Source organism: Methylobacterium sp. P1-11 (assembly GCF_008329595.1).
Taxonomy (GTDB): domain Bacteria; phylum Pseudomonadota; class Alphaproteobacteria; order Rhizobiales; family Beijerinckiaceae; genus Methylobacterium.
In genome coordinates, this window is record NZ_NPKS01000003.1 from 186,154 (window position 1) to 210,194 (window position 24,041).

Annotated in this window: 23 protein-coding genes; 12 read left to right on the forward strand and 11 right to left on the reverse strand. The window is 72.6% G+C overall.

What is annotated here, in order from left to right; genetic code table 11:
• Positions 1-64: 64 nt before the first annotated feature.
• The 7 genes from cysC to CIW48_RS04955 all read right to left on the reverse strand — a co-directional run bounded on the left by cysC (position 65) and on the right by CIW48_RS04955 (position 5,776).
• Entirely contained in the window at positions 65-724 is a 660-nt protein-coding gene (cysC, locus tag CIW48_RS04930; RefSeq protein ID WP_149309726.1) for an adenylyl-sulfate kinase, read from the reverse strand.
• Between the two features lie 70 nt (positions 725-794).
• The gene (locus CIW48_RS04935; RefSeq protein WP_173009178.1) at positions 795-1,916 is read right to left on the reverse strand and encodes a hypothetical protein; all 1,122 of its coding nucleotides are present in this window, start codon (positions 1,914-1,916) and stop codon (positions 795-797) included.
• A 621-nt stretch (positions 1,917-2,537) separates the two neighbouring features.
• Positions 2,538-3,242 (reverse strand): methionine biosynthesis protein MetW, encoded by a 705-nt coding sequence (gene metW, locus CIW48_RS04940; protein ID WP_091775906.1) that lies wholly within the window; start codon positions 3,240-3,242, stop codon positions 2,538-2,540.
• A 5-nt stretch (positions 3,243-3,247) separates the two neighbouring features.
• Positions 3,248-4,453 (reverse strand): homoserine O-acetyltransferase, encoded by a 1,206-nt coding sequence (locus tag CIW48_RS04945; protein WP_091775909.1) that lies wholly within the window; start codon positions 4,451-4,453, stop codon positions 3,248-3,250.
• Positions 4,454-4,893: 440 nt separating this feature from the next.
• Positions 4,894-5,073 carry a hypothetical protein gene (locus tag CIW48_RS04950; protein WP_012318859.1) on the reverse strand — a complete coding sequence of 60 codons (180 nt, stop codon included), beginning with the start codon at positions 5,071-5,073 and terminating at the stop codon, positions 4,894-4,896.
• An 81-nt stretch (positions 5,074-5,154) separates the two neighbouring features.
• Complete coding sequence (locus CIW48_RS33115; RefSeq protein ID WP_173009179.1) at positions 5,155-5,322, reverse strand: hypothetical protein; 168 nt, start codon at positions 5,320-5,322, stop codon at positions 5,155-5,157.
• Positions 5,323-5,479: 157 nt separating this feature from the next.
• The gene (locus tag CIW48_RS04955; RefSeq protein ID WP_149309585.1) at positions 5,480-5,776 is read right to left on the reverse strand and encodes a hypothetical protein; all 297 of its coding nucleotides are present in this window, start codon (positions 5,774-5,776) and stop codon (positions 5,480-5,482) included.
• 327 nt (positions 5,777-6,103) lie between these two features.
• On the opposite strand from CIW48_RS04955, the gene CIW48_RS04960 reads away from it, so the two are divergent.
• Together CIW48_RS04960 and CIW48_RS04965 are read left to right on the forward strand one after the other, a co-directional pair.
• Positions 6,104-7,219, forward strand: a complete 1,116-nt coding sequence (locus CIW48_RS04960; RefSeq protein WP_149309587.1) for a histidinol-phosphate transaminase — start codon at positions 6,104-6,106, stop codon at positions 7,217-7,219.
• Complete coding sequence (locus CIW48_RS04965; RefSeq protein ID WP_149309589.1) at positions 7,212-8,156, forward strand: prephenate/arogenate dehydrogenase family protein; 945 nt, start codon at positions 7,212-7,214, stop codon at positions 8,154-8,156. Before CIW48_RS04960 ends, CIW48_RS04965 begins: the two co-directional genes overlap by 8 nt.
• Positions 8,157-8,324: 168 nt before the next feature.
• Here the strand turns inward: CIW48_RS04965 and msrA are convergent, their stop codons facing one another.
• Positions 8,325-9,041 carry a peptide-methionine (S)-S-oxide reductase MsrA gene (gene msrA / locus CIW48_RS04970; RefSeq protein WP_149309591.1) on the reverse strand — a complete coding sequence of 239 codons (717 nt, stop codon included), beginning with the start codon at positions 9,039-9,041 and terminating at the stop codon, positions 8,325-8,327.
• A gap of 139 nt (positions 9,042-9,180) precedes the next feature.
• Between msrA and trpB the strand changes: the two genes are divergently transcribed.
• A complete protein-coding gene (gene trpB, locus CIW48_RS04975; RefSeq protein ID WP_149309593.1) occupies positions 9,181-10,422 on the forward strand; it encodes a tryptophan synthase subunit beta in 1,242 nt (413 codons plus the stop codon).
• Positions 10,423-10,545: 123 nt separating this feature from the next.
• On the opposite strand, the gene CIW48_RS04980 is transcribed toward trpB, so the two are convergent.
• A complete protein-coding gene (locus CIW48_RS04980) occupies positions 10,546-10,860 on the reverse strand; it encodes a helix-hairpin-helix domain-containing protein (RefSeq protein ID WP_149309595.1) in 315 nt (104 codons plus the stop codon).
• Between the two features lie 359 nt (positions 10,861-11,219).
• Between CIW48_RS04980 and CIW48_RS04985 the strand changes: the two genes are divergently transcribed.
• Both CIW48_RS04985 and CIW48_RS04990 read left to right on the forward strand, forming a co-directional pair.
• Positions 11,220-13,076, forward strand: coding sequence for an ABC transporter ATP-binding protein (locus CIW48_RS04985; protein ID WP_149309730.1), 1,857 nt, complete (start codon positions 11,220-11,222; stop codon positions 13,074-13,076).
• Positions 13,077-13,388: 312 nt separating this feature from the next.
• Entirely contained in the window at positions 13,389-14,288 is a 900-nt protein-coding gene (locus tag CIW48_RS04990) for a cell envelope integrity EipB family protein (RefSeq protein WP_149309597.1), read from the forward strand.
• Positions 14,289-14,345: 57 nt separating this feature from the next.
• Here CIW48_RS04990 and CIW48_RS04995 read toward each other — a convergent pair whose 3' ends face one another.
• Positions 14,346-14,648 (reverse strand): DUF3572 domain-containing protein, encoded by a 303-nt coding sequence (locus CIW48_RS04995; protein ID WP_348645121.1) that lies wholly within the window; start codon positions 14,646-14,648, stop codon positions 14,346-14,348.
• Positions 14,649-14,722: 74 nt separating this feature from the next.
• Here CIW48_RS04995 and CIW48_RS05000 point away from each other — a divergent pair, with 74 nt between their 5' ends.
• From CIW48_RS05000 to CIW48_RS05020, 5 genes are all read left to right on the forward strand, one after another.
• A complete protein-coding gene (locus CIW48_RS05000; protein WP_007560977.1) occupies positions 14,723-15,094 on the forward strand; it encodes a response regulator in 372 nt (123 codons plus the stop codon).
• A gap of 170 nt (positions 15,095-15,264) precedes the next feature.
• Positions 15,265-16,638: a PleD family two-component system response regulator gene (locus tag CIW48_RS05005; protein WP_149309600.1), complete on the forward strand. Its 1,374-nt coding sequence runs from the start codon at positions 15,265-15,267 to the stop codon at positions 16,636-16,638.
• 136 nt (positions 16,639-16,774) lie between these two features.
• Positions 16,775-17,983: a DUF2252 family protein gene (locus tag CIW48_RS05010; protein ID WP_149309601.1), complete on the forward strand. Its 1,209-nt coding sequence runs from the start codon at positions 16,775-16,777 to the stop codon at positions 17,981-17,983.
• Between the two features lie 126 nt (positions 17,984-18,109).
• Positions 18,110-19,072 carry an acetyl-CoA carboxylase carboxyltransferase subunit alpha gene (locus CIW48_RS05015; protein ID WP_091775941.1) on the forward strand — a complete coding sequence of 321 codons (963 nt, stop codon included), beginning with the start codon at positions 18,110-18,112 and terminating at the stop codon, positions 19,070-19,072.
• Positions 19,069-19,800 (forward strand): DUF1796 family putative cysteine peptidase, encoded by a 732-nt coding sequence (locus tag CIW48_RS05020; protein ID WP_149309603.1) that lies wholly within the window; start codon positions 19,069-19,071, stop codon positions 19,798-19,800. The genes CIW48_RS05015 and CIW48_RS05020 overlap by 4 nt, the downstream gene beginning before the upstream one ends.
• 94 nt (positions 19,801-19,894) lie before the next feature.
• Here CIW48_RS05020 and CIW48_RS05025 read toward each other — a convergent pair whose 3' ends face one another.
• A complete protein-coding gene (locus CIW48_RS05025; RefSeq protein WP_149309605.1) occupies positions 19,895-20,815 on the reverse strand; it encodes a LysR family transcriptional regulator in 921 nt (306 codons plus the stop codon).
• 392 nt (positions 20,816-21,207) lie between these two features.
• Between CIW48_RS05025 and CIW48_RS05035 the strand changes: the two genes are divergently transcribed.
• Positions 21,208-22,383, forward strand: a complete 1,176-nt coding sequence (locus CIW48_RS05035) for an MFS transporter (RefSeq protein WP_149309609.1) — start codon at positions 21,208-21,210, stop codon at positions 22,381-22,383.
• Between the two features lie 160 nt (positions 22,384-22,543).
• Positions 22,544-24,037, forward strand: a complete 1,494-nt coding sequence (locus tag CIW48_RS05040; protein WP_149309611.1) for a murein L,D-transpeptidase family protein — start codon at positions 22,544-22,546, stop codon at positions 24,035-24,037.
• The last annotated feature ends 4 nt before the right edge of the window (positions 24,038-24,041 follow it).

Consider the following 24,041-nt stretch of genomic DNA (forward strand, 5'->3'; position numbering starts at 1 on the left):
CCGGAGCCGCTGGCGCGCGCGACCTGCCCCTCTCACGTTCGGGAGAGGGGGCAGGTCGCGCCGCTCACCGCCCCGGCTTCGTCCCCGCAGCCGCCCGGCTCAGCCGCATCAGCCGCGCGCTCAGGGCACGGGCGCAGGCCGCGGTGCCGCGGCCCTCGGTGGCGATCGTCAGGTCCGGCCGCTCCGGCGGCTCGTAGGGCGCCGAAATGCCGGTGAAGCCGGGGATGCGGCCGGCGCGGGCCAGACGGTAGAGGCCCTTCGGGTCCCGCGCCTCGCACAGGCCCAGCGGCGTGTCGACGAACACCTCCAGGAACGGGATGTCGCCGGCGATCCGGCGTGCCAGCGCCCGGTCGGCCCGGTAGGGCGAGATCAGCGAGACGATCACCACCGTCCCCGCCTCGGCCATCAGCCGCGCCACCTCGGCGGTCCGCCGGACGTTCTCGGCGCGGTCCGCCGGCGAGAAGGCGAGGTCGGCGTTCAGCCCGTGGCGCAGGTTGTCGCCGTCGAGGACCGCGCTGTGCCGGCCGCCCGCGACCAGGGTGCGGTCGGCCTCCGCCGCCAGGGTCGACTTGCCGGCCCCCGACAGGCCGGTCAGCCACGCGATCACCGGCACCTGGCCGAGGCGCGCCCAGCGCGCCTCCCGCGCCTGGAGGGGGTGCCAGGTCACGGGACCCGGAGGGAGGCCAGCTGGGATCGTCTGCGGGATCTTCTGCACGACGCACATATCCACCACCTGGGACAGCGTCCGCGGAGGCGGCTGCCGGTTCTCGGACATCGACACGGGCGCGCGGCCCCTAGGGCACGCGCCAGACCGGGTAGCCGACGGCCTCGCCGAGGCGCTCCCGGCACTCCTCCAGGATGTGGGCCGTCCGCCGCCGCCACGCGGGCGGGGACCGGAAGGCGGCCTGCGCCGCCGCCGCGCGCACCAGCGCCTCGACCGCGGCCTCCGTCTCCGGCGCGACCGGCCCGGCGGCGAGCTCGTTCGGCGGCGCGGCGGGCGCGGGCGCGATGACCGCGTCCCAGGACTGCCCCCAGCAGGCGGCGGCGAAGCGCGCGTTGCCGGCCGCGTAGCGCGCCGCGACGCGGGCCAGCCCCTCCGGCGCGTCGCCGCGGAACCGCTCCGCGTCGAGCCCCCGCGCCCAGGCCCAGTCGTCGAGGATATGGCCGAGCAGCCGGCGATGCCCCGTCACCTGCCGGTGCACGCCGAGCCGGTACAGGCGGCGCGACGCCTCGACCGCGACCGGCCCGGAACTCCGGTTCGTGCGGTAGGCGAGGTCGGCCGGGCCGAGGAGCGGCGCGAGGCGCTCGCCCAGGCCGAGCCCGTCGACGAGCCGCGCCAGCAGCGGCGCGTCGGACCGCCGGTCGCGGTACGGCAGGGCGGTGACGCGCCCCGCGGCGGCGCGGCGCCAGGGCTCGAGCCTTTCCGCGTAATCGTAGCGCCGGGACGCGCCCTCGGAGCGCAGGAAGCCCCGGAACGTGCGGCCCTCGGCGACGACCTGCGTCCGCAGGGCGTAGGCCGAGGCCAGCTGCTCAGCCTGCGGCTTGACCACCAGCGCCGCCTCCAGGGCGAAGCCGCGGCGCGCAAAGAGATCTGCCAGGATCTCGGGAACGCGCCAGAACGGCCGCTGGACGGCGAAATCCTCGTAGGAGAGCAGGACCGTGTCGGCCCGCGTGGCGGCCAGGACCGCGTCGAGCCGCGCGAGGGCCTCGCGGCGCTCCGCGGCGCCGCGGCGGCGGTCCAGCGCCTGGCCGAGCCGGTAGTGATTGACGTCGTCGCTGCCGGGGGCGCCCGGCGACGCGAGGTTCGGGTAGCAGATCCCGACCGAGACGAGGCGGGGGCGCAGGCGGGCCAGCACCTCCTGAAACGCGGTGGAGCCGGTTCGCGGCATCCCGATGTGAACGATCGCGCGGCGCACGTGTCCTGTCGACCCTGCTGGAATTCGCGGTTGCGGCAAGTCTTCCGCGCAGCCGGACACAATCCACGACCCCTCGTGGACGCGCACGTCTCGGGAAAACGCCAGACGAATCCGTAATCACGGTCCGATCACGGGAACGCGATCAGAAATAGCCAAGCTCCGTTTCTGTTCTATTTCAGACTGTCGCCGGCACTGCCCGGCCGGTGCGCGGCGGGCGCGCCCGAGGCCGGTGTTCCCAGGAGAGAGGCGCCGGGCGCCGCCCTCAGGGCCCGGACAATGGCGCGACGCTGGAGCCGCTCCCGATCGAGTTGGGACGGAAGCAATCGCCGAGCCCGTGCCGCACGAGGCGCGGGTCCCCACTCCACCCAAGTCGGGCTTACCCGACTTGGGCTCCTCGGGCGCATCTCGGGCAGGCCCGAGATCCGTCGGGAGAGGGACAGGGTGAGGGATCAGGTCTGTCCGGACGAGGCACGCCGTCCTTGCGCGTCAGCGGCGCGCTCCGTCCTGAAGCGTCCGGTCCCTCACCCCAACCCTCTCCCGCACGAGAGAGGGGGCATGGTGTGACTGTCACGACCGGGGTCGCCGTCCTTCCGAACCGTCGCGACACGACCGGGAGCGGCGCTAGGGCCCGGCCTCCGCGCGCCGGAGCAGGAACACGCCCTGCGCGCCGAACAGGTTCCAGACCCACCAGGGCATGGAGAACCGCATCGGCCGGCCGCGGGCGTCGAGCGCCGTGGCGTGCTCGATCCGGGCGCCGATCAGGCGGCACAGGCCGACGAAGTCGCGGATCGTGCAGTGGTGGATGTTGGGCGTCTCCCACCACGCGTCCGGCATGATCTCGGTGACCGGCATCCGCCCGCGGAACGCCAGCTCGGAGCGCACGCGCCAGTGCCCGAAATTCGGGAACGAGATGATCACCTGCCGGCCGATGCGCAGCAGGTGCTCCAGCACGACCCGGGGATTGCGGGTCGCCTGGATGGTCTGGGACAGGACCACCACGTCGAAGGCGCCGTCCGGGTAGTTGGCGAGGTCGGTGTCGGCGTCGCCCTGGATCACCGACAGGCCGCGGGCGAGGCAGGCGTTCACGCCCTCCCGGGACAGCTCGATCCCGCGCCCGTCGATGCCGCGGCGGTCGCGCAGCAGCGCCAGCAGCGAGCCGTCGCCGCAACCGATATCGAGGACCCGGGCGCCAGCCGGGACGAGGCCGAGCACGACGAGGTGGTCGACGCGGGCGCCGTTGCCCTCGGCCGTATGGGGGAGGGCCTCCGCGCTCTCCCAGGGCGCGGCGTGCTGCGTCTTGCCCAGGGGCAGCTTGCCGCTCGCCATCCGCGTCACAGCCCGCGCGCCCGGGCAGCGGCGTCGATGAAGCCGCGGGCCGCGGAGAACATCGCCGGCTCGTCGAGCAGGAAGGCGTCGTGGCCCTTGTCGCTCTCGACCTCCACGAAGGCCACCGGCGCAGCGGCGGCGTTGAGCGCGTGCACGATCGCCCGAGAATCGCGGGTCGGGAACAGCCAGTCCGAGGTGAACGAGATCACGCAGAAGCGGGTCTTGGTGCCCCGGAAGGCGTTGGCGAGCACGCCGCCATGGTCCTCGGCGAGGTCGAAATAGTCCATCGCCCGGGTCAGGTAGAGGTAGGCGTTGGCGTCGAACCGCTCGACGAAGCTCAGGCCCTGGTGGCGCAGGTAGCTCTCGATCTGGAAATCGGCGTTGAACGAGAAGGTCGGCGCCGTGCCGCCCTGGAAGCGCCGGCCGAACTTCCGGTGCAGGGCCGGCTCGGACAGGTAGGTGATGTGCGCGCCCATCCGGGCGACGCCCAAGCCCTTGGCCGGCCGCGTGCCCGCCTCGAGGTAGCGCCCGTCGGCCCAGGCGGGATCGGCCATGATCGCCTGCCGGCCGACCTCGTGGAAGGCGATGTTCTGCGCGGAATGGCGGGCGCCGGTGGCGATCGGCATCGCGGCGAAGACGCGCTCGGGATAGAGCGCCGCCCATTGCAGCACCTGCATCCCGCCCATCGAGCCGCCGATGCACAGGAACAGGTCCTGGATGCCGAGATGCTCCAGCAGCATCGCCTGGGCCCGCACCATGTCGCGGATCGTCACCAGCGGGAAGTTCAGCCCGTAGGGCCGTCCCGTGGCCGGATCGATCGAGGCCGGGCCGGTGGAGCCCATGCAGGAGCCGATGACGTTCGAGCAGACGACGAAGTAGCGGTCGGTGTCGATCGGCTTGCCGGGGCCGACCAGTGTCTCCCACCAGCCGGGCTTGCCGGTGACCGGATGGGTGTGGGCGAAGTACTGGTCGCCGGTGAGCGCGTGGCAGATCAGCACCGCGTTCGAACGCGCGGCGTTGAGCGTGCCGGCGGTCTGGTAGGCGATCTGGAAGGGCGCGAGTTCGACGCCGGCATCGGTGAGCAGCGGCCTCTCCGTGGAGAAGCAGGCCACCGGGCTCTTCGGGTCGAGCGCCTGCGAGCGCTCGGACGCGCGCCGTGCCGGCTCGTCGATCGGGTCCGGCCTCAGGGCCGTGTCCGTTTGGGTATCCATGGCGGGTCTTGACGACCGTGTATCCGTTCGGATCCGGACCGGGAGAGCACGGTGCCGCCTGACGCGCCGCACTCGCCCGACGCGGCCAGCGTTGCGGAGGTAATGCGCGGGGGGCCGAGCGTCAACGCGCGCCCTCTCCGTCCGGCGCGGGCCGGGTCGAGCGGCCCGGACGATCCCGCGCGTCGGGGTCTGTCTCCGCGCCCGGGGACCGGCCGGGCGAGGGGGCTGCCCCGAAGAGACGCCGCCTCCCGTACCGCCAAGCGGCCTCGATCGCGTCGATCAGGAAGAAGAAAACGATATCCGCTACGATGCTCATCTCGAGGCTCCGCCTTTCGAGATGGACCTCTACGATCGGAGCACGGCGCCCGAGGTGCCGCGGAACACGGGCCTCGGCGCTCCTCCACGGCCGATCGGGCGCGATCCGGTGTCCGGCAGGTCACTCACGCGATCGGTGCGGCCATCACGGCGAGCCCCAGGGCGGGCAGGCCGAGCGCGAGGGCGGCCCGGACATCCAGCCGGTCCGCGCGGACGCCCGCCCGCCAGTGCCGGCTCGCCGCGCTCTCGATCAGGATGCCGGTGAGCACGAGACCGCAGCCGATCAGCGCCTGCATCGAAACCATGGAAACCCCGCCCAGCCAGCCGCGCCTCCGGGCGCGTGCCCGGCTGCCGCTGGGAAAATCCGTCCGATGTCTGACGGTTCCTCAGAGCATCGCAGCCGCGCAGGCCGCGAAGACCAGGGCGGCGCCGGCGGCCGTGATGCAGCCATTGGCCCACGGGGCCGCCTCGGCACGGCGCAGGCGGCAATCCGCGGCGACCGACACGAGGATCCCGATCAGGAACAGGCTGCAGGGGATCAGGTCACCGGGCATCGTCGATCCATCCAGGGGTTGCGGGGCGGGGCGCGCCCGACGCGCCCCTGTTCTGCCGGTTCAACAGGCCGAAACGTGGCGAGTGCCCCGCGGCATTTGCGCGTCGCCGATTTGCCGCGGCGCGCCCGAACCGGCCCGACCGGTCGCAACCTGCCCGTCAGGGCTTGGCCGAAGCAGGCCGCGTGTCGAAATCCTCCGGCCCCAGATCCAGGAGGTCGTTCGGGGTCGCGGTCCGGTCATAGGCCTGACTCGCCGCGGCCTCGATCACAGCCTGATTGCGGGCGAACAGTTCCAGGGGCGCGAGGTCAGCGCCGCCGCCGAAGTGCTGACGCAGCACGGGGACCGGAACTTCCACCGCGATCACCCGCTGGCCGTTGGTCATGCCGAAGCGGATCAGGGTCTCGTCGGCGGGGAGGAGATGGGCGCCGCCATCCAGGTAACGTTCGAGGGGCATGAGATCGGTCCTTCGCATCGGGCGCCTGCCGGCGTAGCTCCGGCATACAGCCATGACTCCGTGCGGGCGTACAAGACGCCCCGGCGCCGTCCGATCCATCTCGAATGGGATGCATCCTGAATCGTCTTCGCGGTCGGGGACGCCCGGGATCGGCAGGGACGCGTGTTGCCGAGGGAATGCGCGGCGCGGCGGCCCTGCAACGCGGCGGCTTCGGCCCGCCCGGACCCGGCCGCCACCTCCTGAGGAGAGCCCGGGTTCACCGGCAAAGGAAATGCTGTAGACGGACGCGGAACCGACCGAACCCCGCGCATCCCGAGTCGCACTGCAATGTCCGCCCCCCGACCCGCCCGTCCGGAACCGCGCCCCGGCGTCCTGGCGATCGACACCTACGTACCCGGCAAGAGCAGTCGGCCCGGCGGCGGCACGGTCTACAAGCTGTCCTCCAACGAGACGCCGCTCGGCCCCAGCCCCGCGGCGCTGGCCGCGCTCCACGACGCGACCGCCAAGCTCGAGACCTACCCGGACGGGCGCGCCACCGTGCTGCGCACCGCCATCGCCCGGCGCTACGGGCTCGATCCCGAGCGGATCGTCTGCGGCGCGGGCTCGGACGAGCTGCTCTCGCTGCTCGCCTATGCGTATGGCGGGCCGGGCACCGAGGGGATCTACTCGGAGCACGGATTCCTGGTCTACCGGATCGCCATCCTGGCCTCGGGGGGCGAGCCGGTGGTCGCGCCCGAGCGCGACCTCACCGTCGACGTCGACGCGATCCTGGCGCGGGTCACGGACCGGACCCGGATCGTCTACGTCACGAATCCCAACAACCCGACCGGCACCTACCTGCCCTTCGACGAGATCCGCCGCCTCCACGCCGGCCTGCCAGCGCACGTGCTGCTGGTGATCGACGGCGCCTACGCCGAGTACGTCCGGGCGAACGACTACTCGGCCGGGCTCGAGCTGGCGCTCGAGGCCGAGAACGTCGTGATGACCCGCACCTTCTCGAAGATCCACGGCCTCGCCGCCGTGCGGATCGGCTGGATGGTCGCGCCGTCGCACGTGGCGGACGCGGTCAACCGCATCCGGGGCCCGTTCAACGTCTCGGGGCCGGCGATCGCCGCGGGCTCGGCGGCGATCGCCGACGAGGCGCATATGGCGGCCGCCGCCGCCCACAATGCGGAGTGGCTGCCCAAGCTGACCGAGGGCGCCCGGGCGCTCGGCCTGCAGGTCACGCCGAGCGTCGCGAACTTCCTGCTGATCCACTTCCCCGACGCACCGGGCCGCTCGGCGGAGGACGCGGACGCGTTCCTCACCGAGCGCGGCCTCATCACCCGCCGCGTCACCGCCTACGGCCTGCCCAACGCCCTGCGGGTGACGGTGGCCGGCGCCGAGGCCAACACGGCGTTCCTGGCGGCGCTCGGCGACTTCGTGCGGGGCACCCATGCCTGAGACGCCCAGGGCCGAGACGCCGGCTGTCGGCCGCCTCGCCATCGTCGGCCTCGGGCTGATCGGATCCTCGATCGCCCGGGCGGCGCGCCGCTACAATCTCGCCCGCACGATCGTGGCGGTGGACCGCGACGAGGCCGTGCGCGACCGGGTGCGCGCGCTCGGCATCGCCGACGTGGTCACCGACGACCCGGCGGAGGGCGCGGCCGATACCGACCTCGTCATCCTGTGCGTGCCGGTCGGCGCCATCGGCGCGGCGGCGGCCGAGATGGCGCCGCATCTCAAGCCCGGCGCGATCGTGTCGGATGTCGGCTCGGTGAAGGGCGCTGTGGTGGCGGCGATCCGGCCGCACCTGCCCGAGGGCGTCGCCCTGGTCCCCGGCCACCCGATCGCCGGGACCGAGTTCTCGGGGCCGGATGCCGGCTTCGCGACCCTGTTCCAGGGCCGCTGGTGCATCCTGACCCCGCCCGAGGGCACCGATCCGGCGGCGGTGGCCTGCGTGCGGACCCTGTGGGAGGGGATGGGCGCCAATGTCGAGGCGATGAGCGCCGAGCACCACGACCACGTGCTGGCCATCACCAGCCACCTCCCGCACCTGATCGCCTACAATATCGTCGGCACCGCCGCCGACCTCGAATCGGCGACGCAATCCGAGGTGATCAAGTTCTCGGCGAGCGGATTCCGCGATTTCACCCGCATCGCGGCGTCCGACCCGACCATGTGGCGGGACATCTTCCTCAACAACCGCGACGCGGTGCTGGAGATGCTCGGCCGGTTCAACGAGGACCTGTCGGCGCTCGCCAAGGCGGTGCGCTGGGGCGACGGCGACGCGCTCCACGCGATGTTCACCCGCACCCGCGCGATCCGGCGCAGCATCGTGGCGCAGGGCCAGGAGACCGCGGCCCCGGATTTCGGCCGGCCGCGGCCGCCGGAGGAATAGGGGAAGGCGGCGGACCGACCCGCACGCGGACTGGATCCCGCAGCGCCGTCTTTGCGAGCGCAGCGAAGCAATCCAGGGGACCTCTACGCCGGGCGATGTCGCGCTGCCCTGGGTCACTTCGCTACGCTCGTGTTGACGGAGCAGGTGAGACAGCAGCGGCTTGCAGCCTCACGCCGGCGGGCTTTTGACCAGGACCGGCTGCGCCGCCGTCCGCTCCGGGAACAGCTGCTTCAGGGCTTCGAGCTTCGGCGCGTCGTTGGCGGCGATGTACGGGTGGTCCGGGTGCAGCGCCATGAAGTCCTGGTGGTAGCCCTCCGCCGGGAAGAACGCGGCGCCGGGCTCGATCCGGGTGGCGACCGGCCGCGCATAGGCCTTCGCCCCGTCGAGCTGGGCGATGTAGGCCCGCGCGACCCGGGCCTGCTCGGCATCCTGCGGGAACAGGGCCGAGCGATACTGGCGCCCGGCATCGGGTCCCTGGCGGTCCACCTGGGTCGGGTCGAGCGCCACCGAGAAGAAGATCCGCAGGAGCTCGTCGTAGCGGATCGCGGCCGGGTCGTAGGTGACCGCCACGGCCTCGGCATGACCGGTCCCGCCGCCGCTCACGCTCCGGTAATCCGCCTCCGCGCGTGCGCCGCCGGCATAGCCCGACACCGCGTTGCTCACCCCGCGCACGTGCTGGAACACGCCCTGCACGCCCCAGAAGCAGCCGCCGGCGAACACGGCCACGCGCGATCCGGGCGGCTCGGTCGCGCGGGCCGCCGCCTCCGGCAGGCGCCGGGGCGCCTCCTCGGCGAAGGCCGGCAGCCGGGGCAGCAGGAGCGCCCCGGCGAGGCCGAGCCCCAGGGCCGCCCCGAGGAGCGGGCGGATCGTGTCGCGAAGAGCCATGGCCAGTCTCCTGCCGGATGCTGACAGCCTGTTCGCCCCGGCACCCGATCCGGTTACGCGCACCAGGCCGCATTGCAGCGGCGACCACATGGGTCTAGGCACCCGGCAAACCATCGACTCGCGCGCCAGGACTCATCCCGTGACCATCGCCCCCGAGCCCAACTCCTTCCGCACCGGCCCCGACGAGCGCGGCCGCTTCGGCATCTTTGGCGGCCGCTTCGTCGCCGAGACGCTGATGCCGCTGATCCTCGAGCTTGAGGCGGCCTACGAGGCGGCCAAGACGGACCCGACCTTCCAGGCCGACATGGAGAGCTACGGCACCCACTATATCGGCCGGCCGAGCCCGCTCTACTACGCCGAGCGCATCACCGAGCACCTGCGCGCCAAGGCGCCGGCGGGGCAGGGGGCCAAGGTCTATTTCAAGCGCGAGGAGCTGAACCATACCGGCTCCCACAAGGTGAACAACGTGCTGGGCCAGATCCTGCTGGCCCGCCGCATGGGCAAGCCGCGGATCATCGCCGAGACCGGCGCCGGCCAGCACGGCGTCGCCACCGCGACCCTCTGCGCGCGCTTCGGCCTCAAATGCGTCGTCTACATGGGCGCGGTCGACGTCGCCCGGCAGGCGCCCAACGTCTTCCGCATGAAGATGCTCGGCGCCGAGGTGATCCCGGTGGAATCCGGCACCAAGACCCTCAAGGACGCCATGAACGAGGCCCTGCGCGACTGGGTCACCAACGTCGCCGACACGTTCTACTGCATCGGCACGGTGGCGGGACCGCACCCGTACCCCGCCATGGTCCGCGACTTCCAGTCGGTGATCGGCCGTGAGACCCGCGAGCAGATGATCGCCCAGGAGGGCCGGCTCCCGGACTCGCTCGTCGCCTGCATCGGCGGCGGCTCGAACGCCATGGGTCTGTTCCACCCATTCCTCGACGACCGCGAGATCGAGATCTTCGGCGTCGAGGCGGCGGGTCACGGCGTCCAGTCGGGCCTGCACGCGGCCTCGCTCACGGGCGGCAAGCCGGGGGTGCTCCACGGCAACCGCACCTACCTGCTGATGGACGGCGACGGCCAGATCGCCGACGCGCACTCGATCTCGGCGGGCCTCGACTATCCGGGCATCGGCCCCGAGCACGCGTGGCTCCACGAGATGGGCCGGGTCACCTACCTGTCGGCGACCGATTCCGAGACGCTGGAGGCGTTCAAGCTCTGCTCGATGCTGGAGGGGATCATCCCCGCCCTGGAGCCGGCCCATGCGCTCTCCAAGGTGCTGGAACTCGCGCCCCAGCGCCCGGCCGAGCACCTGATGGTGATGAACATGTCGGGCCGGGGCGACAAGGACATCCCGCAGGTCGCCGAGATCTTCGACACGAAGCTCTGAGACCTCCGCTCCGGGGCCGCGCCGCGCGGCCCCGCGGGATGGCGGGCGGGGTCCGTCCCGCCCGGCCTGGGCCTGGGCCTGGGCCGGAGATCGCCCGCGTCCGGACGGGGCGCGAGCCCGGCCTCACCGCACCGTCACCTGATCCTTGATCTTCTCGTAGACCGACCGGCTGAGCACCCGCTTCGACAGCAATTGCTCCACCGACGTGTAGGGCCGCTTGGCGACGATCGCCCGGCCGATGGAACCGCCGCCGCGCAGGCGGTTGAGATCCGCCACCGAGGCGGTGTTCAAGTCGACCACCGCCAGGGCCCGTGGGCCGGCGCTATCCTCCGCCCGCTCGACCTCCGCCTGACCAGCCGCCTCCTGCCCCTGGGCCTGATCGTGCGACTCCGGAGGCGCCGGCGGATCGGCGGGGAACGCCATCGCGTCGGACGGCATCTGCGTCGGCCCGGCCGGCGCCGGACTCTTGCCGGCCGACGAAGGGGCGGGCTCGACCGCCGCGGAGGGGGCGGGGGCCGGCTCGAGCCGCGCGACCGGCGGCGCGACTTCGGGGACCGCCGGCGCCGACGGAGCGGAGGCGGGCGGAGACGCCGGTCCGGGCACAGGGCTCGGCAACAGGACCTGCACCACCGCCGCGAGTAGGCCGGCAATGATAAGAAGGACCGAAACTCTGAGGATTGCAGGACCGCTGAGCACGCACCACTCGACGAGGATTAAAACTATATGCATCTACAGTTAATGCTGTTCTTGCGCGTCGTCCAATCCACACCCGAGATCCGGTGAGCAATCCCCGAGGGATGACCGGGCGGGCGCCGAGGCTGGGTGAGCGCCTGGGCGAGCGCCTGGGCGCCCTGCGCTACCTGCCGACCCTGTTCCGCGAGATCGCCGCCGCGAGCCCGCGCCTGCTGGCCGCGAGCCTGTCCTTACGCCTCGTGGCGGCCTGCCTGCCGGTCCTGACCCTCTACCTCGCCAAGCTGATCCTCGACGGGATCGTGGCCGAGCACGCCCGGCCGGCGCCGGAGGCGGGGCTCGCGGAGTGGCTCGCCGATCCCGGCCGGGCGCGGCTCGCCGGCCTCGTCGCCGCCGAGTTCGGCCTCGCCCTGGTCGCCGACCTCACCGGCCGGCTCACGAGCCTCATCGAGACGCTGATCGGCGATCTCTACGCCAACGCGGCCTCCCTGCGGCTGATGGCGCATGCCGCCGCCCTCGACCTCGCGCAATTCGAGGACAGCGCCCAGCAGGACCGGCTGGAGCGGGCGCGCCGGCAGGTCAGCGGCCGCACCGGCCTCATCGGGACGGTGTTCGGCCAGTTGCAGGGGCTCCTGACCCTCGCGACCCTGGCGGTCGGCGTCGCGGCCTTCACGCCCTGGCTCGTGGTCCTGATCGCCGCCGCCCTGGTCCCGGCCATCCTCAACGAATGGCACTTCACCAAGGCCGGCTACCGCCTCGCCTGGATCCGCAGCCCGGAGCGGCGGCGGATCGACTACCTGCGCTATCTCGGTGCCAGCGTCGAGACCGCCAAGGAGGTCAAGCTGTTCGGCCTCTCGGGCTACGTGACCGGGCTCTACGCCACCGTGGCACGCCGGCTGCTCGCCGAGAACCGCAGCCTCGCCACCGCCCGGGCCGGCTGGGGCTTCGCCTTCGCGAGCCTGGGCACGCTCGCCTATTACGCCGCCTACGCGGTGATCGTCTGGCGGACGGTAGCGGGATCCTTCTCGGTGGGCGACCTCGCCTTCCTGGCGGGCGCCTTCCAGCGCCTGCGCGGCGGCCTGGAGGGGCTGCTCCTCGGGCTGACGCAGATCACCGGCCAGGCGCAGTATCTCGACGATTTCTACTCCTTCTTCGCGATCCGGCCGCAGATCCGCGCGCCGGCGCGACCGGTTCCGGTGCCGAGCCCGCTCCGCACGGGGCTGGTCTTCGAGGCGGTCGGCTACCGCTATCCGGGTACGGAGACCTGGGCGCTGCGCGGCCTGTCCTTCGCGGTGCGGGCCGGGGAGACCGTGGCGCTGGTCGGCGGCAACGGCGCCGGCAAGACCACGATCGTCAAGCTGATGACCCGGCTCTACGACCCGCAGGAGGGCCGGGTGCTCCTCGACGGGGTGCCGCTCACCGCCTACGACCTCGACGACCTGCGCGCGCGGATCGGGGCGATCTTCCAGGATTTCGTCCGCTTCGACCTCACCGCGGGCGAGAACGTCGCAGTCGGCCGGATCGAGGCCGCCGGGGACGCGGCGCGCATCGCGGCCGCGGCCGCCCGGGGGCTCGCCGCGCCGGTGATCGAGCGCCTGCCCGAGGGTTACGCCCAGCCGCTCGGCAAGCGCTTCGCCGGCGGCCTCGACCTCTCCGGGGGCGAGTGGCAGAAGGTCGCGCTGTCCCGGGCCTACATGCGCGAGGCCGAGATCCTGATCCTCGACGAGCCGACCGCGGCCCTCGACGCCCGGGCCGAGCACGACGTGTTCGCGCGGTTCCGGGAATTGTCGGCCGGGCGGACGGCGGTGCTGATCTCGCACCGCTTCTCCACGGTGCGCATGGCCGACCGCATCCTGGTGCTGGAGGGCGGCCGGGTGCTGGAGGAGGGGAGCCACGCCGCCCTGATGGCGCGGGGCGGGCGCTACGCGGAGCTGTTCACCCTGCAGGCGGAGGGTTACCGGTAGGGCGGCCGCGGACGGGATGTCCTCCCCCGCGTCATCCCGGGGCGCCGCAGGCGAGCCCGGCGCCGGGGGGGCACGCCGGAGGCAGGCAATCCCGAGCCGCCCGTGCCATCGCTGGCGCGCCGGCATGCGTGGATCCCGGGCGCCGCTGGGCGGCCCCGGGATGCCGGAGAGGCCGCCGGCTTCGACCGTTCCACGATGGAACGGGGAGCGCGCGGCCGGTGCATCCCGAAGGCGGAATGTCCCGCGCCGTCGCCCAAGCATTGCCCGATTCCCTGAGCCTGCTATCTGCGGCGGACTGAACCGAGGTTGTCCATGCGCCTGCGCCTCTCCCGAATGCTGACCGCCGGCCTTCTCGTCTCCGCCTGGAGCGCGCAGGCGGCCCCGCCCGCCGCGCCCGAACCGGAGGCCAAGGCGCAGGCACCGGCGATCGTGCTGGCCAATCACCGCGCCGTCTACGACCTGTCGCTCGCCGAGGGCGGCGGCACCCGCTCGGTGGAGAGCGCCCGCGGACGCATCGTCATCGACTTTCGGGGCGATGCCTGCCGCGGCTACACGATGCTGACCCGGCAGGTGACGGAACTCTCCTCCGGCGAGACCGGCACCCGCCTGTCCGACATGCGCAGCACCACCTTCGAGGGCGGGGAGGGCCGCGAGTTCCGGTTCAAGACGACGACGCTCACCAACAACCAGCCCGCCGCCCCCGTGGACGGCACCGCCTCCGAGCAGGGCAATGCCCTCACGGTGAAGCTGAAGGGCGGCCCGAAACCCTTCTCCGTCGACGGGCCGGTCCTGTTCCCGAGCGAGCATATGCGCCGCCTGATCGAGGCGGCGCGGGCCGGACAGTCGACCCTCTCGGTCAAGGTCTACGACGGCTCGGACGACGGCAAGAAGATCTACGACACCTTCGCGGTGATCGGTCACACCGAGACCGGCCCGGCCGCGGCGTCCGGCTCGACCCGGGACAAGCCCCTGCGCGAGGGGTCGCTCGCCGCCATGCCCCACTGGCCGGTCCGCCTGAGCTACTACACGGAGGGCGCCGGGGAGCGGACGCCGATCTACACCCTCGGCTTCGACCTCTACGAGAACGGCGTCAGCGGCGCGCTCAAGCTCGATTACGGCGACTTCGCCATTCTGGGCGACATGACCGCCCTCGACATCGACACCAAGGCCGGGCGGTCCGACAAGGAGGCGGGCAAGGGCTGCACGCCCTGAGGGCCAGGCTCCCTGCCGGGTCTCGGATCGCGTCCGACCGCCCGGACGAGGCCCGCCTCACACCCACTCGTCGTCCGGCCGCGGCGACAGGCGCTGCCAGGCCGCCGCGATCCGCTCGGGCTTGATGCCGAGGCCACTCGCGCAGGCGACGAGCACGTTCTCGTCGCCCATCACGTGGTCGAGGACGCCCACCAGGAAGGCCGGCTCCCGGGCACTCTCGCGGAGCGTGTCGGGGCTGAGTCCGCTCGCCGCCAGGAAGGGCAGCAGACGGTCCTCGTCCCCCGCGATCCACAAAAGAACGTCCAGGGCGAGCCTCTCGGCCGAATCATCCCCTTGAACAGGTTTGCCATTCATCAACATGTGAACGCTACAAAGGTGACGGAGGGGCTTCAGGGCCCGCTAATCATGATCGGCGCGCACCGGGACAACGGATCATGAAGAAAACGGTGCTGATCGTCGAGGACAACGAGTTGAACATGAAGCTGTTCAACGATCTCCTGGAGGCGAACGGCTACGCGACGCTCAAGACCGCCCACGGCATCGAGGCGATCGAGCTGGCGCGCGCCCATCATCCCGACCTGATCCTCATGGACATCCAGCTCCCCGAGGTCTCCGGACTCGAGGTGACGAAATGGCTCAAGGAGGACGACGACCTCAAGAGCATTCCGGTGATCGCCATCACGGCCTTCGCCATGAAGGGCGACGAGGAGCGGATCCGCGAGGGCGGCTGCGAGGCCTACCTGTCGAAGCCGATCTCGGTCGCGAAGTTTTTGGCAACGGTTCGGGCCTATCTTGAACCGCGATGACGCCGGCGAGGCGTGCCGTTGAACCGGTCCCCCGGCCGCGCCGGGGCGGGTGACCGGTTCAACCGTCCGCCCCGTCGTGTCCGCCAAGGCCCCTGCGGCTGCCCGGCGGCGCGCACCCATGGCCCACGGTGCCCGGTTCGGGCCGCTCTGCCGCGCCCTGACGAGGAAGCATGTCGGCCCGTGTCCTGATCGTCGACGATCTCTTCCCGAACGTCAGGCTTCTCGAGACGAAGCTCGGGCTGGAATATTTCGACACCCTCGCGGCCATGAACGGCCGGGACGCGATCGCGATCTGCGAGAAGGGCCTCTGCGACCTCGTCCTGCTCGACGTGATGATGCCCGGCATGGACGGGTTCGAAGTCTGCCGGCACCTCAAGAACAACCCGCTCACGGCCCATATCCCGGTGGTGATGGTCACGGCCCTCGACCAGCCCGCGGACCGCCTGCGCGGCCTCGATGCCGGGGCCGACGACTTCCTGACCAAGCCCGTGGACGACACGGCCCTGTTCTCCCGGGTGCGCAGCCTCGTGCGCCTCAAGGCGGTGACGGACGAGCTGCGCCAGCGCGCGCTCGCCTCGCGCGAGTTCGGGATCGGCGATCCCCTGGCGCTGGCCACCGCCGAGACCGGCCTCGACGCAAGGATCCTGCTGATCGAGGACCGCCCCGGATCGGCCGAGCGCCTCGCCGGGGCCCTGCGCCAGCACCATGTCGTCACGGTCGAGCCCGACCCGCAGGAGGCCCTGCACCTCGCCGCCGACGAGCCCTTCGACCTCGCCCTGGTGAGCCTCGACCTGGCGGGCTTCGACGGCCTGCGCCTGTGCAGCCAGCTCCGGTCCCTCGACCGGACGCGGGCGATGCCGCTGATCATGCTCGCCGAGGAATACGACCGCGCCCGGGTGGTCCGCGGCCTGGATTTCGGCGTGCACGACTTCCTGATGCGGCCGGTCGACCGCAACGAGCTGATGGCGCGGGTCCGCACCCAGGTGAAGCGCAAGCGCTTCACGGAGGCGCTCCGCGGGGCGATGCAGGCCTCGCTGAAGATGGCCGTGACCGACGCGCTCACCGGCCTGCACAACCGGCGCTACCTCGACAACCATCTCGGCACGCTGTTCGGCGACGAGGCCGCCCGCCGCTCGACGCTCGCCGCGCTGATCCTCGACATCGACCACTTCAAGGGCATCAACGACAGCTTCGGCCACGAGGCCGGCGACGAGGTGCTGCGCGGCTTCGCCGAGCGAGTCCGGCAGCACACGCGGCCCATCGACATCGTGGCGCGCTACGGCGGCGAGGAGGTGGTGGTGATCCTGCCGGAGGCGGGGCTCGTCGAGGCGCAGGGCATTGCCGAGCGCATCCGCGAGCGCGTCGAGGCGGTACCGTTCTCGGTGCTGCGGGCCAGCCGGACGGTGTCGGTCACCGTCTCGATCGGCGTCGCGGTCCGCCGGATCGAGGATCTCGACCCCGCCGACATGCTCCGGCGCGCCGACCTCGCCCTCTACCGGGCCAAGGCGGCCGGGCGGAACCGGGTCGAGTCGCAGGCGGCCTGAGGCCCCGATCCGCGGGCCGTCCCCGCGTCAAAACGCGCGCATGCCGGCAAGGATGAAAACCCCAAGCTCGGCGTGTTATCCGACAGGGCCGGCCCGCCGGGGCCGGCGGAGCGCTTCAGGGAATCGGACAGGGCGGATGGAGATGCAGGTGCCGGCACGATCCGGTCGCGACGCGAGCGTGCTCAACCACCGTCGCCTGTGCAAGATCGCCTCCTCGCCGCACGCCTATGTCCGCGGCAGCACGGCGCGGTTCTACGAACTGATCGCCGGGATGCCGGCCGGCGCCCTGCCCGAAGGTCCGCCGGTCTGGATCTGCGGCGACGCCCATCTCGGCAACCTCGGCGCGGTTGCCGCCCCGGACGGCCGGATCGACATCCAGATCCGCGACCTCGACCAGACCGTGGTGGCGAACCCGGCCTTCGACCTCGTCCGGCTCGCGCTCTCCCTGGTCACCGCGGCGCTCAACGCGACGCTGCCCGGCATCGTCACCGCCCGGATGATGGACGCCATGGCCGACGGCTATGCCGACGGGATCGCCGATCCCGAGGGCGCCGAGCGGGACCTCGACCCGTCCGAGATCGTCGTCACGACCAAGCGCCGGGCGCTCGGCCGGCGCTGGCGCCATCTCTCGCGCGAGCGCCTGAAGGGCAAGGCCGCCCGGCTGCCGCGGGGCAGCCGGTTCTTCGACCTCGACGCCGAGGAGCTGGATGCCGTCGCGGCGCTGACCCGCGACCCGGAGGTCCGCCGCCTCGTCCTGGCGCTGGGCGGCGCCGCGACCGATGCCGAGATCCGGCTGCTCGACGCCGCCTACTGGATCAAGGGCTGCAGCTCCCTCGGACGGCTGCGCTACGCCGGCCTCGTGGAGGTTCTGGGCGGGGACCGTCCGCAGCTCGCCCTCCTCGACGTCAAGGAGGCGGTGCCCCACCTCGCGCCGGCCGCCGCCGGGATCGCCGTGCCGGACGACCATGCCGAGCGGGTGGTCGCCGGCGCCCGGGCGCTGTCGCCCAATCTCGGCGACCGGATGGTCGCCGGTCATATCCGCGGCACGCCCGTCACGGTCCGGGAACTGATGCCGCAGGATCTCAAGATCGATGCCGAGCAATTCTCCCGCGGCGAGGCAGTGCGGGTCTCCCGCCACCTCGCCGCCATCCTGGGACGGGCCCATGGCCGCCAGATGGGCGAGGCCGACCGCCGGACCTGGATCGACGCCGTGCGGACGCCCGGACCGGGCCCCGACGCCCCCGGCTGGCTCTGGTCCGCGGTCACCGACCTGATGGGCGCGCACCAGCGCGGCTACCTGGAGCATTGCCACCGGATCGCCCGGGAGGAGCTGGAGGCCGCCTGAGGCAGGCTCAGCCGCTCCGGAAGCGGGGCGCTTCCGCCACGACGCCGGTTGACACCACCCCCGCCATCGCCAACACCTCGCGCCCGCCGCCCCCGCGCGGCGGATTCCGGGAAGACCTGAGATACGATGGCGGTGACGCGCACCTACCTCGACTTCGAGAAGCCGGTCGCCGAGCTGGAGGCCAAGCTCGAGGAACTGCGCGCCGTGAGCGCGCGCGACGGCGCGGTCTCCATCGCCGAAGAGGTCGGCCGGCTCGAGGCCAAGGCCGGCCAGGCGCTCGCCGAGATCTACGCGAATCTCACCCCCTGGCAGAAGACCCAGGTGGCGCGCCACCCGCAGCGGCCGCATTTCGTGGATTATTGCGGCGGGCTCATCACCGAGTTCACGCCGCTGGCCGGCGACCGCAGCTTCGGCGAGGACGAGGCGATCCTGGGCGGGTTCGGCCGGTTCCGCGGCCGCCCGGTTCTGGTGCTCGGCCAGGAGAAGGGCGCCACCACCGAGGCGCGGCTGCGCCACAATTTCGGGATGGCCCGGCCCGAGGGCTACCGCAAGGCGGTCCGCCTCATGGAGACCGCCGACCGGTTCGGCCTGCCGGTCCTCGCCTTCGTAGACACGGCCGGCGCCTATCCGGGCATCGAGGCGGAGGAGCGCGGCCAGGCCGAGGCCATCGCCCGCTCGACCGAGGCCTGCCTCGCGCTGGGCGTGCCCAACGTCGCCGTGGTGATCGGGGAGGGCGGCTCGGGCGGCGCCATCGCGCTCGCCACCGCCAACCGGGTGCTCATGCTGGAGCACGCGATCTACGGGGTGATCTCGCCGGAGGGCGCCGCCTCGATCCTGTGGCGCGACCAGGGCCGCGCCTCCGACGCCGCCACCGCCATGAAGATCACCGCCCAGGACCTGCTGCGGCTCGGCGTCATCGACGGGATCATCCCGGAGGCCACCGGCGGGGCGCACCGCGACCGTGAGGCGGCGATCCGGGCCGCGGGCGACGCCGTCGCGGACGCCCTCGCCCAGTTCGACGGCCTCTCCCCCGTCGAGGTCCGCGACCGGCGCGCGGAGAAGTTCCTGGCGATCGGCCGGACCCTGTGAGCGAGCCCGGGGCGACGGGCGGCCTGTTCGGCGCGATCGGGCGGCTGCTGGGGCGGCGCGACGCACGGGAGCCGGGCCGTCACAACCACGTCTCCCTCGGCTGCAATTGCCAGATGGCGCACGTGCTCAAGACCCTGGACCTGCGCCATTGGTCGGGTCCGCTGGACTGGATCTTCTCCATGCCCGGCATGGCCCGGGACTGCCTCGCCGACGATTTCGCCGCGCTCATCGACCGGAGCCAGCTGGAGAGCATCCCGGAGGCCGAGCGGCGCGGCCCCGACATCTGGCGCGGGCGCCACCGCCTCTACCGGGAGCGGCACGGGCTCGAATGCGTGTTCAACCACCACGACCCGGCGACGAACGAGGCGGATTACGCCTTCCTGACCGAGGGGGTGCGCCGGATCCGCACGGCCCTCGACACGCAGGGCACCGACAACCGGCTGTGGATGATGACCCATCTCCACACGCCCCGGAACGTGGTCGAGGCGATCGACGACCTGCTCGGGCAGCGCGCCAGCCGCAACCACCTGACCTTCGTGCAGCTCGAGACCGGGCATCCGCACATGGCGGTGGTCGAGGCGGTCGACCTCCGGCCCACCCTGCGCTGGCTGACCGTGCACACGCCCTCGGAGCCGGTCGGCCTGCGGCTGGCCGATCCGGCCGACGACGCCGCGCTGGTGGCGATCATCCGCACCGAGGCGGCGCGGCGGCCGGTCCTGTTCGGCTGAGCGGGCGGACCCGGGGGCGACGCGGCCGTCAGTGCGTGTCGCGCGAGGGCCGCCTCCGCGAACGTGGCGCCGCCATCCCGCGAAGGCAGGCCGCTCAAAATTGGGCGCCCGGCGCGGCCCCGCGCATGCGCTCTGCCAGGAAATCCACCAGCACGCGCACCCGGGCCGGCATGGCGGGGCCGCCCACGAACACCGCGTGGATCGCCTCGCGGTCCTGCGGGTTGAACGGCTCCAGCAGGGGCACCAGCCGGCCGGCGGCGAGGTCCTCGGCGATGTGGAAATGGCCCACCCGGGTGATGCCGGTGCCCCGCAGGGCGAGCTGGACCAGGGTCTCGCCGTTGTTGGCGGCGACGTTGCCGCCGACCGGCAGGACGCTGTCGTGCCCGTCGATCCGGAACGGCCATCCGGGCTCGGAGCGGCGGAAGCTGAAATCCAGGCAGTTGTGGCCGGCAAGGTCGGCGGGCCGCCGCGGCGTGCCGGCCCGGGCGAGGTAGGCGGGCGAGGCCACGACGGTCCGGCCGGTCTCTCCAAGGCGGCGGGCGGTGAGCGGGCTGTCGGCGAGCGGCCCGAACCGGATCGCCACGTCGGCCCGGCCGCCGGCCACGTCGGCGAGCTCGTCGCTGAGGTCGATCTCCACCGTGATGCCGGGATGGCGCTCGACGAATGCGGCGAGCAGCGGCACGATCACGAGCCGGCCATGGGCGGTGGCGGCGCTGACCCGGACCCGCCCGCGCGGGCAGCCCCGGTCGGCCAGAGCGGCTTCGGTCTCGTCGAGATCCGCCAGGATGCGGCGCGCGGCGCGCCCGTAGGTCTCGCCCTCCGCGGTGAGCCGGAGGGTCCGGGTGGTCCGCACGAGGAGCTGCGCGCCGAGCCGCGCCTCGGTCCGGGCGACGATCCGGCTGACCGCGGAGGGCGTCAGCCCGAGCCGGCGCGCCGCCCCCGACAGGCTGCCGGCCTCCGCCACCGCCACGAACACCGCCATCTCGCCCGCCCGGTCGACCTTGTCGCGCAGCATGGTGCCCGTCCTCTCGAGAGCCGGAGGCGCTCCCGGCGGTCAGCGGCCGCTTGAAGGCGGTGCGCGCGTCCGAGCCCGCGCACCACTCTTCGGAACGCAACCTGCCCCCTCTCCCGTTCGGGAGAGGGTTGGGGTGAGGGAGGAGAACTCTCCGGACAGGCCACGCCCCTCGCCCTGTCCCTCTCCCGCACGGGAGAGGGGACCTGCGCTCCCTCCCGTCCGGTCGGCGGGTCCCGCGGGCCATTCCGGCCGAGACTCTGCCCCGGTCTCCCGTCTTTCGGCAAGCCCGCATTCGTGCCGCAGGCGCACAGATCCTGGTCCGCTGCGGGGACTACTGCCCTGAAGACGAATCCGCCACCTGCTTCCGCGGAACGAACGGAGAGGCGGATCCCATGGCGCTCAACCCACCCCTGCTGGCCCTCGCGGTCGGCGCCTTCGGCATCGGCGTGACCGAGTTCACCCCGATGGGCATGCTGCCCCTAATCGCGGGCGATCTGAACGTGTCGATCCCGGCGGCGGGCCTCGTCGTCAGCGCCTACGCGCTGGGCGTGCTGATCGGCGCGCCGCTCGTGACCCTCGCCACCGCGCGCGTGTCCCGGCGGCGCCTGCTGGTCGGGCTGATGGCGATCTTCACCCTCGGCAACCTGATGGCGGCCCTGGCCGACAGCTACGCCATGCTGGTCGCCGGCCGGCTCGTGACCGCGCTGAACCACGGCGCCTTCTTCGGCGTCGGCGCGGTGGTGGCCGCCGGCCTCGTGCCGCCGGAGCGCCGCGCCGCCGCGGTGGCGGCCATGTTCTCGGGCCTCGCCATCGCGACGATCGGCGGCATGCCGCTCGCCGCCTGGACCGGCGCGATACTCGGCTGGCGCGCGGCCTTCTGGGGAATCGCCGCGATCGGCGCCGTCGCCATGCTGGCGCTGCGCCTCGCCCTGCCGGAGCTGAAGGCCGAGGCGGGGGCCGACCTGTGGGCCGAGCTGCGCGTCCTCCGCCGCGGCCCCGTCCTGGCGGCCCTGGCGCTGACCACGGTCGGGTTCAGCGCGATGTTCACGGTGTTCACCTACATCGCGCCGATCCTGCGGACCGAGACGGGCGCGCCGGCGCCCTACGTCACGGCGATGCTGGTCCTGTTCGGGCTCGGCCTGACCGCGGGCAACTGGCTTGGCGGCCGGCTCGCGGACCGCTCGGTGGACGGCACGATCATCGGCGCGCTGGCGGCGCAGCTCGTCATCCTCGCCCTGTTCGCCTGGGGCATGCACGGTGCGGCCGCCGCGGCTTTGCTGATCGTCCTCTGGGGCGTGGCGAGCTTCGCCAGCGTGGCCCCGCTCCAGATGCGGGTGATGGAGCAGGCGGCGGACGCGCCGAACCTCGCCTCCGCGATGAATATCGGCGCCTTCAACCTCGGCAACGCGGTCGGGGCGGCCGTCGGCGGCGCCGTGATCGATGCCGGGCTCGGCTACCCGGCGGTGTCCCTGGCCGGGGCCGCCCTGGCGCTGGCCGGGCTCGTCCTCGTCCTGGGGCTCGGCCGCGGCAGGGCGCGGGCCGCCGCGATCGCGGCGGCCTGTGGATAGGGCTCGTCCGCGGGCTCTCCACACCAGAGAACAATCCAGTGTTGCAGCCGGGTCCTTGCGGTAAGGAAGGCGCAAGCTTAACGAGCCTATTGGGTTGGGGAGTGGCACCCGACGCGGCCGGCAAGGCCCGCGGGCGCGCGTAAGACGATCGAGGTTCCCCATGACGGCGCGTCTCGCGACCGCGCGACTGCTGGCGGCAGCGTCCCTGCTGGCCCTGTCGCTCGCCGCCTGCCAGGACGGTTCCGGGATCAACGGGCCGAGCGCGCGCAGCCTCGCGCCGATCGCCCCCCAGACCGTCGCGTTGATGCAGTCCAAGGGGATGCAGCCCTCCGACCCGATCCTGATCCGCACCTTCAAGAAGGAGGCGGAGATGGAGATCTGGAAGCGGGGGAACGACGGCCGCTACGCCCTGCTGAAGACCTACCCGATCTGCCGCTGGTCCGGCCAGCTCGGCCCCAAGTCCCGCGAGGGCGACCGGCAGGCGCCGGAGGGCTTCTACACGATCACCCCGGGCCTGATGAACCCGAACTCCGCGTACTACCTCTCGTTCGACACGGGCTTCCCGAACGCCGTCGACCGGGCCAACGGGCGCACCGGCAAGTACCTGATGGTGCACGGCACCTGCTCGTCGGCGGGCTGCTTCGCCATGACCGACGCCACCATCGCGGAGATCTACGCCGTCGCCCGCGACGCGTTCATCGGCGGCCAGCGCAGCTTCCAGTTCCAGTCCTACCCGTTCCGGATGACGGCCGAGAACATGGCCAAGTTCCGCAACGACCCGAACATCGCCTTCTGGCAGAACCTCAAGGAGGGGTCGGACTATTTCGAGGCCCTGCGCGAGGAGCCGAAGGTCGGCCAGTGCGGGACCAAGTACGTGTTCGGCGGGGCCGACGCGGCGGCGGGCTCGTGCAAGCCGCGGGTCGATCCGCTGGTGGCGGAGAAGAGCGAGCGCGACACGCGCGCGGTCGCCGAACTCGTCGCCAAGGGCACGCCGGCGGTGCGGGTCGTCTACCAGGATGGCGGCCAGAACCCGGTCTTCCGCCCGCAGAACGCCAGCGCCTTCGCGAGCCTCGGCGGCACCGAGACGGTTCTGCCCTACGATGCCAAGGAATACGGCCGGCACAATCTCGGCGACGTGAGCCGGCCCGAGACCCTGGCGGCGGGTCCGCAGGAGATCGAGGTCACGCCGAAGGGGCAGCCGGTGATGATGGCCGGCGCCGAGCCGGCGGCGCCGCTGAAGGCCGCGAAGGCCGGCGGCAAGGGGCATGGGCGGGAGCCCGCCAAGCCGGCGCCCGCGACGCTCATGGCGAACCGCGCCGATCCGGTCCCGCAGGTCGAGACCACGGCGGCCCTGCCCGACAAGCCCGCCCGGATCGCGGTCGCGGACGCGGACGGCGATTCGAGCAGCTACCAGAAGCTGTTCGGCCAGCTCTTCGCCAAGGACAAGCCAGCCCCGGCAGCGCCCCCGACCCCGGCAGTCGACGCCGCGGTCGTGCCCGAGCCGGTGAAGCTCGCCCACGCCGCCGAGACGGTCGCCCCGAAGGTCGCCAAGACCCATGCGGTGAAGACCGCCAAGGTCGACAGCAAGGGCGACGCGAAGGCGGAGGCGAAGCCCGCCCTCCGGAAGGGCGAGCCCGAGGGCCGGAAGCCCTGACGGC

Coding starts and splice junctions, on each gene's coding strand:
- cysC (WP_149309726.1), bottom strand. CDS start 724: ATGTGCGTCGTGCAGAAGATCCCGCAGACGATCCCAGCTGGCCTCCCT.
- CIW48_RS05040 (WP_149309611.1), top strand. CDS start 22,544: ATGACGGCGCGTCTCGCGACCGCGCGACTGCTGGCGGCAGCGTCCCTG.
- metW (WP_091775906.1), bottom strand. CDS start 3,242: ATGGCGAGCGGCAAGCTGCCCCTGGGCAAGACGCAGCACGCCGCGCCC.
- CIW48_RS04965 (WP_149309589.1), top strand. CDS start 7,212: ATGCCTGAGACGCCCAGGGCCGAGACGCCGGCTGTCGGCCGCCTCGCC.
- CIW48_RS05035 (WP_149309609.1), top strand. CDS start 21,208: ATGGCGCTCAACCCACCCCTGCTGGCCCTCGCGGTCGGCGCCTTCGGC.
- CIW48_RS04995 (WP_348645121.1), bottom strand. CDS start 14,648: ATGTTGATGAATGGCAAACCTGTTCAAGGGGATGATTCGGCCGAGAGG.
- msrA (WP_149309591.1), bottom strand. CDS start 9,041: ATGGCTCTTCGCGACACGATCCGCCCGCTCCTCGGGGCGGCCCTGGGG.
- CIW48_RS04990 (WP_149309597.1), top strand. CDS start 13,389: ATGCGCCTGCGCCTCTCCCGAATGCTGACCGCCGGCCTTCTCGTCTCC.
- CIW48_RS05005 (WP_149309600.1), top strand. CDS start 15,265: ATGTCGGCCCGTGTCCTGATCGTCGACGATCTCTTCCCGAACGTCAGG.
- CIW48_RS04955 (WP_149309585.1), bottom strand. CDS start 5,776: ATGCCCCTCGAACGTTACCTGGATGGCGGCGCCCATCTCCTCCCCGCC.
- CIW48_RS33115 (WP_173009179.1), bottom strand. CDS start 5,322: ATGCCCGGTGACCTGATCCCCTGCAGCCTGTTCCTGATCGGGATCCTC.
- CIW48_RS04945 (WP_091775909.1), bottom strand. CDS start 4,453: ATGGATACCCAAACGGACACGGCCCTGAGGCCGGACCCGATCGACGAG.
- CIW48_RS04960 (WP_149309587.1), top strand. CDS start 6,104: ATGTCCGCCCCCCGACCCGCCCGTCCGGAACCGCGCCCCGGCGTCCTG.
- CIW48_RS04985 (WP_149309730.1), top strand. CDS start 11,220: ATGACCGGGCGGGCGCCGAGGCTGGGTGAGCGCCTGGGCGAGCGCCTG.
- CIW48_RS05000 (WP_007560977.1), top strand. CDS start 14,723: ATGAAGAAAACGGTGCTGATCGTCGAGGACAACGAGTTGAACATGAAG.
- CIW48_RS05025 (WP_149309605.1), bottom strand. CDS start 20,815: ATGCTGCGCGACAAGGTCGACCGGGCGGGCGAGATGGCGGTGTTCGTG.
- CIW48_RS04980 (WP_149309595.1), bottom strand. CDS start 10,860: ATGCCGTCCGACGCGATGGCGTTCCCCGCCGATCCGCCGGCGCCTCCG.
- CIW48_RS05010 (WP_149309601.1), top strand. CDS start 16,775: ATGGAGATGCAGGTGCCGGCACGATCCGGTCGCGACGCGAGCGTGCTC.
- CIW48_RS04950 (WP_012318859.1), bottom strand. CDS start 5,073: ATGGTTTCGATGCAGGCGCTGATCGGCTGCGGTCTCGTGCTCACCGGC.
- CIW48_RS05015 (WP_091775941.1), top strand. CDS start 18,110: ATGGCGGTGACGCGCACCTACCTCGACTTCGAGAAGCCGGTCGCCGAG.